This window comes from Anaeromyxobacter sp. PSR-1, from assembly GCF_000964525.1.
Taxonomy (GTDB): domain Bacteria; phylum Myxococcota; class Myxococcia; order Myxococcales; family Anaeromyxobacteraceae; genus Anaeromyxobacter.
This window is the reverse complement of the sequence record NZ_BAZG01000034.1, coordinates 18,908-31,438: the sequence shown is the minus strand read 5'-3', so window position 1 is coordinate 31,438 and position 12,531 is coordinate 18,908. Positions and strand designations below refer to the sequence as shown.

The following is a 12,531-nucleotide window of genomic DNA, read 5'->3' as shown; positions in this document are numbered from 1 at the left end:
CGCAGGAGGCGACGGAGTTTTGCCGACATTGCGTCGGCAACGTTGCCAACCGTGCGTCGGGAAGTCAAGCTGCGGTCGATGCCCCGCATCTCCGCGCCCACCGTCCGCGAGCACCGCGCGGCACGGCGCGCCCGGCTCCTCGACGCCGCGCGCGCCATCCTGCTCGAGCGGGGGCCCGACGCGCTCGCCTTCGGGGCCGTGGCGGATCTGGCCGGCCTGGCGCGCCCGAGCGTGTACGAGTACTTCCCCTCGCGCGACCACCTGCTCGCCGCGCTCGTCGAGGCCGAGCTGCCTGCGTGGCTCGCCGAGGTGCGCGCCGAGCTGGAGCGCCACGCGGCCCCCCTCGACCGCCTCGGCGCGTTCGTGCGCGTCCAGCTCGAGATGTTCGCCGGCGGAAAGCACCGGGTCGGCGCCGCCCTGGGCGGCGGCGCGGTCCGGCCTGGACCCGAGCTGGCCCGCACCGTGGCCGCGACGCACGCTCAGGTCTACGCGCTCGTGCAGCCCGCGCTCGCCGCGCTGGGCGTGCAGGACGAGCCCGCCGTGGCCAGGCTGGTGGCCGCCTGCGTGGCGGACGCGATCCGCCAGCTCAAGGGCGGGTCCCCGCCTGCCGCCGTGGCGCGCACGGCGGTCGCGTTCGTGCGCGGCGCGGTCGCGGCGTGCGCCACCCGGGGCGCGGCCCCGGCGCGTCGCGGCAACGCGACCGGCGGGCGCCCGTCCGTGCGCCGCGCGCGGGCGCGGTGATACCCTCGCCGCCGCCCCGCGCCCGAGGAGCCGCCCCTGCCCCGCGTCCACGTCGAGCTGCCCGACACCTTCGCCTTCTCCACCGAGCTGCCGGTCCGCATCGGCGACGTGAACTACGGCGGGCACCTCGGCAACGACGCGGTGCTCTCGCTCGTGCACGAGGCGCGCGTCCGGCTGTTCGCCCGCCACGGCTGGACCGAGCTCGACGTGGGCGGGCCGGGCATCCTGATGGTGGACGCGGCCGTGGTCTACCGGGCCGAGGGCGCCTGGGGGATGACGCTGCGCGTGGACGTCGCCGTCGCGGACCTGGGGTCGCGCGGCTGCGACCTCCTCTACCGGCTGTCCGACGCGGCGAGCGGCAAGGAGATCGCCCGGGCCAAGACCGGCATCGTCTTCTTCGACTACGCGGCGCGCCGCGTGGTCCACGTGCCGGACGCGTTCCGCAGCGCCTTCGACGTCCCCTAGTCCGCGCCCGCCGCCCCAAGGCGGTGCGTCACCCCGCGCGAAGGATCGGTGTCACTCCGGGCGGCCGATCTCGCGCCAGGGAGGACTCGAACCATGGGACACGTGTTGCTTCGATCGCCGTCGCACGCTGCGCTGCTCGCCTCGCTCCTGCTCGCCGCCTGCGGGGGCGGTGGTTACGGAGGCGGAGGCGGCGGAGGGGGCGGCGGCTACGGCGACGGCGGGGGAGGTGGCGGCGGCGGGGATGGCGGCGGCGACGCGGGCGCCGCCGCGCTGTGGGTGGTCCCCGAGTCCGCGCCGGCGCTGAGCGCCGCCGGGCAGGCCGCGTTCACCGCAGGCGAGCTGTTCTACAACGCGCACACCGCCGCCCACGCCGGCGGCGAGCTCCGCGGCCAGCTCGACCTGGGCGGCGCGCTGCGGATCGCCACGCTGGACGGCGCGCAGGAGACGCCGCCGGTGCTCACGAACGCGTTCGGCGCCGCGGCCTTCACCGTCGATCCCGGCACGCTCCGCATGCGCGGCCTGGTGGTGACCTCGGGGGTCCCCACCGCGAACGCCGCCCACGTGCACCTCGGGGCGCGCGGCGCGCCGGGCGAGATCATCGTCCCGCTGGCCGGCGGCCCCGAGGTGTGGGTGGTGCCGGACGGCGCGGCGCCGCTCACCGCGGCCCAGCGCGACGCGTTCGAGGCGGGCACGCTGTTCGTGAACGTCCACACCCCCGCCCACGCCGGCGGCGAGATCCGCGGCCAGCTCGACCACCGCGGCACCGCGCGCCTCGCCGCGCTCGACGGCGCGCAGGAGGTCCCGGCCACGACCTCGGGCGGCTTCGGCGCCGGCCTGCTCGTGGTGGACGACGCGACCGGCCGGCCGGGCGGCTTCGTGATCTCCCGGAAGCTCACCGCCGAGTCCGCCGCGCACGTCCACCAGGCCGCGCGGGGCGCCTCCGGCGGCGTCATCGTCCCGCTGTTCGGGCGGCCCGGGCTGTGGGTGGTGCGCGACGACGCGGACCCGCTCACCGCCGAGCAGCGGACCGCCTTCGACGCGGGCGGGCTCTACTACAACGTGCACACCACCGCGAACCCGGCCGGCGAGATCCGCGGCCAGCTCGAGCGCGGCGGCCCGATCCGCATCGCCTCGCTGGACGGCGCGCAGGAGACGCCGCCGGTGACCTCCGCCGGGCTCGGGGCCGGGCTGCTCGCGCTCGACGACGGCGGCGGCGGCGAGGTGGGCGGGTTCGTGATCGCCGCGGGCCTCACCAGCCCGACCTCGGCCCACGTCCACCAGGGCGCGCGCGGCGCCCCCGGGGACATCGTCGTGCCGCTCTCGGGCCCCTGAGCCCCCGGGCCCGACGAGCCGCGCTCACGCCGGGACGTGCACCGTCACCGCCAGGGCATCGGCGGTGACGTCGTACGTCCCGAGCGCGCGCGTGGCCGGGCCCTGCTGCACGCTGCCGTCGAGCGCGTAGCGCGAGTCGTGGCACGGGCAGATCACCAGCCCGCGCCCCGCATCCCAGCCGACGGTGCAGCCGAGGTGCGTGCAGATCGCGTCGAGCGCGGCGTACGCCCCGCCCGCGAGCGCCACCACGACGAGCGCGAGCGGCCGCGGCGCGCCTCCCGGGCGCCCGACCACCGAGCCTCCCGCGGCCGCGAGCTGCGGGAAGTCGGCGAGCGGGAACGCCACCGCGCCGTCGTCCCAGCGCGGGAACCCCGGATCGCCGGCGACGAGATCCACCGCCACCTCGTCGAGCGCCGGGTCGTGGAACGCGGCGTACGGCGTGAGCCCCTGCACGGCGGGAGGGCGCGTGACGCGGCCCTGCAGGTCGAAGGTGGAGGCGTGGCACGGGCAGACCACCTCGCCGGCCTCGAAGCCCACCGGGCAGCCCTGGTGCGTGCAGGTGCTCGACATGGCCGCGAACGTGCCGTCGGCCGCGTGGACCACGAGCACCGGGTCGGCGAGCCCCGGCACGCGCGCCCGCACGGCGCCCCCGGGCCGCGCGAGCGCCGGGTAGCGCGACAGCGCGAGCGTGAGCCGCCCGTTCACCGGCGCGGGGACGTCCACCAGCGGGGCGGGCGAGGTGTCGGGCGCGCAGGCGGGCAGCGCCGCGGCGGCGGCGGCCCCTGCGCCGCCGGCCAGGGCGCGGCAGAGGAACTGACGGCGGGTGACGCTCATGGCTCGCCCTCCAGCTCGAGCCGCGCGTCGATGTCCACGCGGTCGTCCACCTTCACGAACAGCAGCTCCGGCCGCTCGACCTGGTGGTCGTCCAGGCTCACCGGGAAGCTCGCCTCGACGCGGGCGCGATCGGGCGCGTCGAAGTGCACGGCGGCCGCCACCTCCACCGGCCGCGGCGACTTGAGCGTCAGCTCGCCGCGCAGCGCGATCCGCAGGTCCGCCGGGTAGCGGTCCGGCGCGTCGAGGTGGCCGACGCCCTTGAAGACGACGTACGGCTGCCGCGCCGCGCCGGTGACCTCGAGCATGTGCGCGTCGCGGTTCGAGTTCCCCGAGTGGAAGGAGTCGAGCGGCGCGCGGATCATCACCTGCACCGTCCCGTCCGGCAGCACCCGCGCCCTCCCCTCCACCGCGCGGGACAGCCCGTTCACCTCGTGGAACTTGTGAACGAGCCGGTACCCCAGCGTGCTGGCAGGGCCGACGGCGAAGGTGCGCGGGGCCGCCCCAGCGGGCGAGGCCGATGGGGCGAGGGCGGCGAGGATCGAGACGGCGAGCGCGGCGATCATGCCGTCGAGACACCCGGCGTGCGCCGCCGGGGACACCGCGCACCCGAGGTGCGCGTACCCCCGTTGGGCCCGCCGCTCCGGGACCCACGCGCCGGTTCGCGGGTGTCGTTAGGAACGTGCGGTGCCGATGGACGAGCAGGCGGCTGCCCGGCTCTACCGGACCTACGGGCCGGCGGTGTACCGACGTTGCCTGCGGCTGCTCCGCGATCGCGAGCTGGCCCGCGACGCGACCCAGGACGTGTTCGTGCAGCTCCTGCGGCACTGGACCCCCTCGACCGAGCCGGAGGCGGTGCTCCACTGGATCTACCGGGTGGCCACCAACCACTGCCTCAACCTCCTGCGCAACGCGCGGCGTCACGGGGAGCAGTCCCTGGAGCTCGCCCCGGCGCGCGCGGCGGCGGGGGCGGCGGCCGAGCCGCAGCGACTGGTGGCGCAGCGGGTGCTGTCGCGGTTCGACGAGGTGACGCAGGCTGTCGCGGTGGGGGTGTTCGTGGACGGGATGGAGCACGAGGAACTGGCGCGGGCGCTCGGGATCTCCCGGCGCACCGTGAGCCGTCGCCTCGACCGCTTCGTCGAGTCCGCGCGCCAGTTCCTGGCCCGAGGTGAGGGATGACGGCCTGCCCGTCCGACCTGAGGCTGGAAGCCCTGCTGCTCGCGCCCGACGGCGCGGACGCGGCGCACGTGACCGCGTGCCCGGCCTGCCAGGAGCGGCTCGCGGAGATGCGCGCCCAGGGCGAGGCGTTCGCGCGCGAGGTGTACCCGGCGACCGTGGACGCGGTGGTCGCGTCCGTGCGGGACGCGCCGGGGTGGGACGCGCCGGGCCCGCGAGCGGCGCCGCGCCTGCGCTGGCTGCGGTTCGCCGTCCCGCTCGCCGCGGCCGCCGCGGTGGCGCTGTTCCTCCTGGTGCGCCTGCGCCCGGCGCCCACGGTGGAGCTGTCGGTGTTCGTGCAGGACGCCGCGCGCGCGGCGCCGGTGGCCGACGGCGAGCGCGTCCCCGCGTCCGCGGCCCTCCGCTTCGAGGTGCACCCCAGCTCGCCCTGCTGCCTGTGGATCCTCTCCGTCGATCCCAGCGGGAACATCGCGCGGCTCTACCCGCCGAAGGGCGACAAGGCGTCCGAGGAGCTCATCCACCCGGCCGAGCCGCACGTGCTGCCCACCACGGCGGTCCTCGACGGGCAGGCCGGCCCGGCGCGCATCTTCGCGGTGTGCACCAAGGCGCCGGTGCCGTGGCCGGCGCTGAAGGACGCCGCCGCGAAGAAGCTCGAGAAGGGCGAGGAGGCCGTGCGCCAGCTCCGCGCCATCAGCGGCCTGCCCCGCGGCTCCGCGCAGACCTCGGTGCTGATCGAGAAGCGCGGCTGACCGGCGCCGCGGAGCAGGCGCAGCCGCTCAGAACAGCAGCACCGTCACCCCGATCGTCATCGCGCCGAGCGTCGCGTACCCCACGCCCTGGTGCACCGCCGCCAGGTCGCGCTCGGAGAGGCTGCCCGCCCGCCGCCGCGCCACGATGCCGAGCACGATCTGCGTGACCATGCCGGCCGTGGCCGCGCCCATGGCGAGCTTGTGCAGGAGCGCGGTGTCGAGCCGGACCGGCTCCGCGAGCGGCTTCGGGGCGAGCACGCCGAGGAGCGCGGTCGAGAGGAACAGCGCGCTCGTGCCGTAGGCGAGCCCGCGATGCCAGGCGTGGTAGCGCCCGGTGTCGCCCCCGCCGCGGAAGCGGTCGTCGAAGTCGAGCTGGCCGACCACCGTGGTGGCGGCCAGCGCGGCCCAGGTGGCGAGGCCGATCGCGGGGTGCAGCCTGAGCATCAGGCGGCGCCGCTCGAGCTGGCGCTGGACGCGCGGATCGGCCTGCTTCGCGGGCCGTCCCAGGAGATCGAAGTCGAGGTCGGGCGGCGTCGGCTCGAGGTTCGGGCGAGGCTCGGCGGGCGCGTCGCGCGGCCTCTCGTCCCCGGCCTCCTTCGCGGCCTCCCCGGCGCGCGCCGGCCCGGCGGCGGCCAGCGCCAGGGCGAGCGCCACCCCGGCGGCTCCACGCAGTGCGTTCGCGGTCATCCCGGGTTCCGACACCCGCCGCCGCCCCCGTGCGACACGCGCCGTGTCGAACGGCCCGGATGAAGCCCGCCGAAACGCGCCGCAGCGCCCGCGCATCGGATGCCTGGACCGGAACCGGAGGAGCGAGATGCCTCGACGCGTGAACGCAGGAAGGGCCGCCTGGCTGCTGGGCGGTGCCATCGTCGTCTTCACCCTCGCCACCGCGGCGCTCGCGACGCCGAGGGGCGGGCCGAAGGCGTCCATCGCGGAGGGCCGGCAGGTGTTCCGCTACGACACCTTCGGCGACGAGGCGTTCTGGAGCGGCGTGCTGCGCCTGCACGAGCCCATCGCGACGCTCACCCCGCTCCAGGCGCTCGGCGCCGGCCTGAAGGTGGACCTCGACGCGCTCCCTCGCGAGACGGTGGACGCGCTCCGCGCCGGCCAGGTGAACCTGGAGGACCCGCGCGTCACGCTGGACCTGCTCGCGCGCGACGCGGTGGTGGGCGTGAAGGCGAAGGTGGAGGACGGCGCGCTCCGCTCGGTCGGCATCACCTGCGCGCTCTGCCACTCCACCGTGGACGACGCGCTCGCGCCCGGCGTGGGCCGCCGGCTCGACGGCTGGCCCAACCGCGACCTGGACGTCGGCGCGATCGTGGGCCTGTCGCCGAACCTCCAGCCCGTGGCGGACCTGCTCGGCGTGGACGTGCCGGCGCTGCGCTCGGTGCTCGGGGCGTGGGGGCCGGGCAGGTTCGACGCGACCGTGTTCCTCGACGGGAAGGGCTTCCGGCCGGACGGCAAGACCGCGGCCACCCTCATCCCGCCGGCGTTCGGCCTGGCCGGCGTGAACCTCCACACGTTCACCGGCTGGGGACAGGTCACCTACTGGAACGCGTTCGTCGCGAACCTCGAGATGCACGGGCAGGGCACGTTCTTCGACCCGCGCCTCGACGACGCGACGAAGTACCCGATCGCCGCGCGGAACGGCCTCGGGCACGTGCGCCCGCCCGAGGGCCAGCCCGACCTCGTCACGCCGAAGCTGCCCGCGCTCCACGCCTACCAGCTCTCGCTCGACGCCCCGACGCCGCCCGAGGGCAGCTTCGATCCGGCGGCGGCCGCCCGCGGCGGCGCGCTCTTCGCCGGCGCGGCGAAGTGCGCGAGCTGCCACGTCCCCCCGATCTTCACGGAGCCGGGCTGGAACCTGCACACGCCGGCCGAGATCGGGATCGACGACTTCCAGGCGAACCGCGGTCCCGAGGGGCGCTACCGGACCACGCCGCTGCGCGGCCTGTGGGCCCACGCGAAGGGCGGCTACTACCACGACGGCCGCTTCGCGACGCTCGGCGACGTCGTCGACCACTACGACCAGCACCTCGGCCTCGGCCTCACGCCGGCGCAGCGCCAGGACCTCGTGGAGTACCTGAAGTCGCTCTGACCCTTCGAGCCGAGCGACCTCCGCCCGCCCCTCGACGGGCTCGGGGCGAGCGGCGTGCTCCGCCCCCCGTACGCACCCTCCCGCGAGCCCGGCTCCACGGCCGGGCTCGCGCCGTTCCACCCGATCCGTCCGTCAAACCGGACAATCATCCGTTGTCCGCTTGACAGGATTCACGTCCGTCATCCAAGATGCGGTCACCATGCGCTCCCCCGCTCCCCGGATCGACGCGCGCGCACGGCAGGCGCGGTGCGCCTGTCGCCGGCCGGCGCCCACCGCGCGAATGCGCGGCTGAGCGCCGGCGAGCGCGTCCTCCCTCTCCCCTCGTTTCCGCTCACCCCCGGCGCGGCCCGTGACCGCGCCCGATGGAGACCTCCATGTCGAAGGCCGTCACCGCAGCCCTCCCCTGGCACCGCCGCGAGGACACCTGGGCGATCCTGATCGCGCTCGGGCTGGTCCTCGCCGTCACCACCGCGTTCTTCCTGGGCGGCGCGCGCGCCGTCTCGGCCACCGCGCTCTCGTTCCCGACCTGGTCCGACGGCGGCAAGCTCCTCGGCGCGGTCGGCGCGAACCCGCTCGCGCCGCTGGCGCTGTTCGGGACGTTCCTGGTGGCGTTCTCGGTCGCGTCCCTGGTGATCGGCTGGGACGTCGCCCGGTACGCGGCCGGGTTCGCGCTCCTGTTCGCGTTCTCCATCGTGGTGACCGCGCTCGGCTCGAACGCCGTGCTGAAGCAGTGGCAGCTCGAGACCCCGCTGCTGGCGCTCGCGGTGGGGATGCTGCTCGGGAACGCGGTGACGCTGCCCGCGTGGTTCCAGTCGGCGCTCCGCACCGAGTTCTACGTGAAGGTGGGGATCGTGCTGATGGGCGCGACGCTGCCGTTCACCATCATCCTGGAGGCGGGCCCGCTCGCGATCGCGCAGGCCACCCTGGTCGCGGTCACCACGTTCGTCACCATCCACCTCGCGGCCACGCGCCTCTTCGGGCTCGACCCGCGCTTCGCGGCCACGCTCGGCGCGGGCGGCTCCATCTGCGGCGTTTCCGCCGCCATCGCCATCGGCGGCGCGTGCCGGGCGGAGAAGTCCCACGTGTCGGTCGCCATCTCCATGGTCATCCTGTGGGCGGTGGCGATGATCTTCGCGCTGCCGTTCGCCTGCCGCGCGCTCGGGCTCGCGCCCGGCGTGGCCGGCGCCTGGATCGGCACCTCCGAGTTCGCGGACGCGGCCGGGTTCGCGGCCGCCTCGGCGCTGGGCGACGAGCGCGCGGTGAAGACGTTCACGCTCATGAAGGTCGTGGGCCGCGACATGTTCGTGGGCGTGTGGGCGCTGGTGGTGGCGTTCCTGTCGGTGACCCGCTGGGACCGCGAGCGCGCCGGCGCGCCGGAGCAGGTCGGGACCGGCGAGATCTGGCGGCGCTTCCCGAAGTTCATCCTCGGCTTCCTGGCGGCGTCGCTCGTGGTGACCGTGATCCTCGCCTCGGTGGACACCGGGGCCGGCACGCGCTTCTCGAAGGAGGCGATCGGCCCCCTCAAGAACCTGCGCGGCTGGGCGTTCACCTGGACGTTCCTCTCCATCGGCTTCACGACGCGCTTCCGCGAGCTGACCCGGTTCGGCTGGCGCCCGTTCGCGGCGTTCGCGGTGGGCGTGCTCGTGAACGTCCCGCTCGGCTACTGGCTGTCCACCCACGTCTTCGACGCCTACTGGCTCGCGGTGCGGTGAGGCGCGCCATGGTCGACCACGTCACCCGCATCACCGTGGACGCCGGGGCGCCCCGCGCCGCCGAGCTGGGCCGCGCGCTCGCCCGGCTCGGGTTCACCGTCCACGCCGGGCGCCGGCGCCTGGTGGGCGAGTCGAGCGACGTCGAGGCGCAGGACGCGAAGCGGCGCCTCCGCGCGCTCGGCTTCGCCGACCGGGAGTACCGCGTCTTCCTCGAGTACGTCCGCCGCTGGGGGGTGCTGTGACCGCGCCGCTCGTGCCGCTGTTCGTGAAGCTCGCCGGCCGCGAGGTGGTGGTGGTGGGCGGCGGGGCCATGGCGGCGCTCCGCGTCCGACAGCTCGCCGAGGCCGGCGCCCGCGTGAAGGTGGTCGCCCCGGAGATCCGCGAGGAGGTCGCCGGGCTCGCGGCGGAGCTCGTCCGGCGACCGTTCCGCGGCGGCGACCTCGACGGCGCCTGGCTGGCCGTGGCCGCCGCGACGCCGGAGGTGAACCGCGACGTGGCGCGGGCCGCCGAGGCGCGCCGCATCCTGGTGAACGCGGTGGACGACCCGGAGCACGCCACCGCCTACACCGCGGGCGTGATCCGGCGCGGGGACGCCACGGTGGCCATCTCCACCGGCGGGCGCGCCCCGGCGCTGGCGGGGCTGCTCCGGGAGGCGCTGGACGCGCTGCTCCCGCCCGAGGTGGCCGGCTGGGTGGACGCCGCCGAGGCGGCGCGGCCCGGCTGGAAGGCCGCGCGCGTGCCGCTCGCGGCGCGGCGCGGGCACCTGCTCCGGACCCTGAACGCGCTCCACGGCGAGCCGGCCGAGGCGCCCGCCCCGCCCGGCCTCGTCTCGCTGGTGGGCGCCGGGCCCGGCGACGCGGGGCTGCTCACGCGCCGCGGCGCCGAGCGGCTCCGGACCGCCGACGTGGTCCTGTACGACGCCCTGGTCGATCCCGCGGTGCTCGCGCTCGCGCCCTCCGCCCACCGCTTCCACGTGGGGAAGCGCGCCGGGCGCCCCAGCGTCTCGCAGCGCGCCATCGAGCGGCTGCTGGTGCGGGCCGCCCGCGCCGGCAAGCGCGTGGTCCGGCTGAAGTGCGGCGATCCGTTCGTGTTCGGCCGCGGCGGCGAGGAGGCGCTGGCGCTCGCCGCGGCGGGCGTGCCGTTCGAGGTGGTGCCCGGCGTCTCGTCCGCCGTCGCCGCCCCGGCGCTCGCGGGCATCCCGGTGACCCACCGCGGGACGTCCGCCGCGTTCGCGGTGGTGGCCGGGCACGCCGAGGCCTCCTACGGCCCGGTGCTCGACGGCCTCGCGCCGGGCACGCTCTCGCTGGTGGTGCTCATGGGCGTGGGCGAGCGCGCCGGCATCGCCGCGCGGCTCCGCGCCCGCGGCTGGTCCTCCGACACGCCCGCGGCGCTCGTCCTGGGCGCGTCGGGCGAGCTCGCCCACACCTGGCGCGGCCGCCTCGCCGACCTGGCCTGCCTCGCGCTCCCGCCGGATCGCGCCCACCTCCCCGGCACGCTCGTCATCGGAGCCGTCGCCGCCCTCTCCCTCCGCTCGCCGCTCTCCACCTCGCAGCCCGCCGCCCGCGCCGACGCGCGGCCGGCCTGAAAGGATCCCCAGTGACCTCCACGCCCCCGCCCGCCGCGCGCGAGCGCGCCTCCTTCGCGGACGACGCCGAGATCTCCGCCTTCCTCGACACGCTGGGCCGCTTCGAGCGCGGCGAGCTCGACGCCGAGGCCTGGCGCGCCTACCGCGTCCCCAGGGGCGTCTACGGGCAGCGCCAGGACGGCGTCCACATGCTGCGCATCAAGCTGCCGCAGGGCGCCGTGACCGGCGCGCAGCTGCGCGCCATCGCGGACGTCGCCACCCGCTGCTCTCGCGGCTTCGGGCACGTGACCACGCGCCAGAACTTCCAGCTCAACTACGTCCGCCCCGCCGATCTCGAGCCCGCCCTGCGGCGCCTGGCCGAGGCCGGCATCACCACCTCGGGCGCGTGCGGCAACACGGTGCGCAACGTGCTCGCCTGCCCGCGCGCCGGCGTCTCGCCGGACGAGGTCTTCGACGTGACGCCGTACGCGGAGGCGTTCACCCGCCACTTCCTGCGCCACCCGCTCGGCCACTCGCTGCCGCGCAAGTTCAAGGTGGCGTTCGAGGGCTGCGCCGCCGACCACGTCGCGACCGCCATCCAGGACCTCGGCTTCCGCGCCCGGCTGCGCGACGGCGTCCGGGGCTTCGCGGTGACGGTGGCCGGCGGGACCTCGTCGCTCTGCACCGCCGGCGCGCTCCTCGTGGACTTCCTGCCTGCCGCGGACGTCCTCGCGCTGGGCGAGGCGGTGATCCGGGTGTTCCACGCCCGCGGCGATCGCGTGAACCGGCACCGGAACCGGCTCAAGTTCCTGGTCCGCGCGCTCGGCTTCGAGCCGTTCCGCGCGCTCGTCCTGGAGGCGCTGGAGCAGGTGCGGGCCGGGGGGGCCCCGGCGCTGCCGTTCGATCCGGAGCGCCCGCCCGTCGAGGACCCGCCCGCCGCCGCGCGCCCGCCCGCGCCGGCCGTCGCCGACCTCGCCGCGCGGATCCGCGGCGCCCCGCTCCGAGGGCCCGGCGAGCCGCCGGCGCTCCGGATCGTCACCGAGCCGGCCCCGGGCGCGCTCGCGGCGTTCCGCGCCACCAACGTGCTCCCGCAGCGACAGGCCGGGTACGCGATCGTCGCCGCGTCGCTCGCGCAGGGGGACGCGACCGCGGCGCAGCTCGAGGCGCTCGCCGCGCTGGCCGAGGCCTACGGCGACGGCGCGGTGCGCTTCACGAGCGGCGGGCACGTGCTCCTCCGCTGGGTCCGCGAGGAGGACGTGCCGGCGCTGCACGCCCGGCTCGCCGCCGCCGGCCTGGGGCGGGACGGCGCCGGGACCGCGGCCGACGTGGTCGCGTGCCCGGGCGCCGACGTGTGCCGGCTCGCGGTGACGCGCACCCGCGCGCTCGCGCGCCTGATCGAGGCCGAGGTGCGGCGCGCGGTGCCGGGCGCCGCGGCGACGCCGCTGCCCGTCGCCATGTCCGGGTGCCCGAACGGCTGCAGCCAGCACCACCTCGCCGCCATCGGCCTGCAGGGCAGCGCGCGCAAGCTGGGCGGCCGCGCGGTGCCGCAGTACTTCGTGCTGCTGGGCGGTCACGTGGACGCGGGCGGCGCCACCTTCGGCCGGCTCGCCGCCAAGGTGCCGGCGCGGCGCGTCCCCGAGGCGCTGGCGCGGCTCACGTCGCTCTACCTCGCCGGGCGCCGCGACGGCGAGGCCGCCGGGCCGTTCTTCGCGCGGAGCCTGGACCGCGCGAAGGCGGTCCTCGCCGAGTACGAGCACCTGCGGCTCGAGGACACCCGGCCCGAGGACTTCATCGAGCCGGGCGCGACCGAGGACTTCCGCCCGGGGGCGGACGCGGGCGAGCGCGCCGCGTAGCGCATCCGGA

13 protein-coding genes are annotated in these 12,531 nt (G+C 76.8%); 10 read left to right on the top strand and 3 right to left on the bottom strand.

Features of this window, described 5'->3' with window-relative positions:
* Positions 1-78 precede the first annotated feature (78 nt).
* The 3 genes from PSR1_RS08050 (at position 79) to PSR1_RS08040 (ending at position 2,538) form a co-directional block, all read left to right on the top strand.
* Positions 79-741: a TetR/AcrR family transcriptional regulator gene (locus tag PSR1_RS08050; RefSeq protein ID WP_059437095.1), complete on the top strand. Its 663-nt coding sequence runs from the start codon at positions 79-81 to the stop codon at positions 739-741.
* 36 nt (positions 742-777) lie between these two features.
* A complete protein-coding gene (locus PSR1_RS08045; RefSeq protein ID WP_059437094.1) occupies positions 778-1,206 on the top strand; it encodes a thioesterase family protein in 429 nt (142 codons plus the stop codon).
* A 93-nt stretch (positions 1,207-1,299) separates the two neighbouring features.
* Entirely contained in the window at positions 1,300-2,538 is a 1,239-nt protein-coding gene (locus PSR1_RS08040; protein WP_059437093.1) for a CHRD domain-containing protein, read from the top strand.
* A gap of 24 nt (positions 2,539-2,562) precedes the next feature.
* Here the strand turns inward: PSR1_RS08040 and PSR1_RS08035 are convergent, their stop codons facing one another.
* Both PSR1_RS08035 and PSR1_RS08030 read right to left on the bottom strand, forming a co-directional pair.
* Positions 2,563-3,372, bottom strand: a complete 810-nt coding sequence (locus PSR1_RS08035) for a Rieske 2Fe-2S domain-containing protein (RefSeq protein WP_059437092.1) — start codon at positions 3,370-3,372, stop codon at positions 2,563-2,565.
* Entirely contained in the window at positions 3,369-3,935 is a 567-nt protein-coding gene (locus PSR1_RS08030) for a YceI family protein (protein ID WP_059437091.1), read from the bottom strand. The genes PSR1_RS08035 and PSR1_RS08030 overlap by 4 nt, the downstream gene beginning before the upstream one ends.
* 127 nt (positions 3,936-4,062) lie before the next feature.
* Here PSR1_RS08030 and PSR1_RS08025 point away from each other — a divergent pair, with 127 nt between their 5' ends.
* Positions 4,063-4,548, top strand: coding sequence for an RNA polymerase sigma factor (locus tag PSR1_RS08025; RefSeq protein ID WP_059437090.1), 486 nt, complete (start codon positions 4,063-4,065; stop codon positions 4,546-4,548).
* Complete coding sequence (locus PSR1_RS08020) at positions 4,545-5,294, top strand: DUF4384 domain-containing protein (protein ID WP_059437089.1); 750 nt, start codon at positions 4,545-4,547, stop codon at positions 5,292-5,294. The genes PSR1_RS08025 and PSR1_RS08020 overlap by 4 nt, the downstream gene beginning before the upstream one ends.
* A gap of 27 nt (positions 5,295-5,321) precedes the next feature.
* On the opposite strand, the gene PSR1_RS08015 is transcribed toward PSR1_RS08020, so the two are convergent.
* Positions 5,322-5,981, bottom strand: coding sequence for a hypothetical protein (locus PSR1_RS08015; RefSeq protein ID WP_059437088.1), 660 nt, complete (start codon positions 5,979-5,981; stop codon positions 5,322-5,324).
* Positions 5,982-6,108: 127 nt separating this feature from the next.
* Between PSR1_RS08015 and PSR1_RS08010 the strand changes: the two genes are divergently transcribed.
* The 5 genes from PSR1_RS08010 (at position 6,109) to PSR1_RS07990 (ending at position 12,521) form a co-directional block, all read left to right on the top strand.
* Positions 6,109-7,392 (top strand): c-type cytochrome, encoded by a 1,284-nt coding sequence (locus PSR1_RS08010; RefSeq protein WP_059437087.1) that lies wholly within the window; start codon positions 6,109-6,111, stop codon positions 7,390-7,392.
* Between the two features lie 374 nt (positions 7,393-7,766).
* A complete protein-coding gene (locus tag PSR1_RS08005) occupies positions 7,767-9,104 on the top strand; it encodes a YeiH family protein (RefSeq protein WP_059437097.1) in 1,338 nt (445 codons plus the stop codon).
* A gap of 8 nt (positions 9,105-9,112) precedes the next feature.
* The gene (locus PSR1_RS08000; RefSeq protein ID WP_059437086.1) at positions 9,113-9,346 is read left to right on the top strand and encodes a hypothetical protein; all 234 of its coding nucleotides are present in this window, start codon (positions 9,113-9,115) and stop codon (positions 9,344-9,346) included.
* Complete coding sequence (gene cobA, locus PSR1_RS07995; RefSeq protein ID WP_059437085.1) at positions 9,343-10,689, top strand: uroporphyrinogen-III C-methyltransferase; 1,347 nt, start codon at positions 9,343-9,345, stop codon at positions 10,687-10,689. The genes PSR1_RS08000 and cobA overlap by 4 nt, the downstream gene beginning before the upstream one ends.
* Before the next feature lie 11 nt (positions 10,690-10,700).
* Positions 10,701-12,521 carry a nitrite/sulfite reductase gene (locus tag PSR1_RS07990; RefSeq protein ID WP_059437084.1) on the top strand — a complete coding sequence of 607 codons (1,821 nt, stop codon included), beginning with the start codon at positions 10,701-10,703 and terminating at the stop codon, positions 12,519-12,521.
* Positions 12,522-12,531: the final 10 nt, after the last annotated feature.

Coding starts and splice junctions, on each gene's coding strand:
- PSR1_RS08010 (WP_059437087.1), top strand. CDS start 6,109: ATGCCTCGACGCGTGAACGCAGGAAGGGCCGCCTGGCTGCTGGGCGGT.
- PSR1_RS08015 (WP_059437088.1), bottom strand. CDS start 5,981: ATGACCGCGAACGCACTGCGTGGAGCCGCCGGGGTGGCGCTCGCCCTG.
- PSR1_RS08050 (WP_059437095.1), top strand. CDS start 79: ATGCCCCGCATCTCCGCGCCCACCGTCCGCGAGCACCGCGCGGCACGG.
- PSR1_RS08000 (WP_059437086.1), top strand. CDS start 9,113: ATGGTCGACCACGTCACCCGCATCACCGTGGACGCCGGGGCGCCCCGC.
- PSR1_RS08035 (WP_059437092.1), bottom strand. CDS start 3,372: ATGAGCGTCACCCGCCGTCAGTTCCTCTGCCGCGCCCTGGCCGGCGGC.
- PSR1_RS08025 (WP_059437090.1), top strand. CDS start 4,063: ATGGACGAGCAGGCGGCTGCCCGGCTCTACCGGACCTACGGGCCGGCG.
- PSR1_RS08030 (WP_059437091.1), bottom strand. CDS start 3,935: ATGATCGCCGCGCTCGCCGTCTCGATCCTCGCCGCCCTCGCCCCATCG.
- PSR1_RS08040 (WP_059437093.1), top strand. CDS start 1,300: ATGGGACACGTGTTGCTTCGATCGCCGTCGCACGCTGCGCTGCTCGCC.
- PSR1_RS08020 (WP_059437089.1), top strand. CDS start 4,545: ATGACGGCCTGCCCGTCCGACCTGAGGCTGGAAGCCCTGCTGCTCGCG.
- PSR1_RS08005 (WP_059437097.1), top strand. CDS start 7,767: ATGTCGAAGGCCGTCACCGCAGCCCTCCCCTGGCACCGCCGCGAGGAC.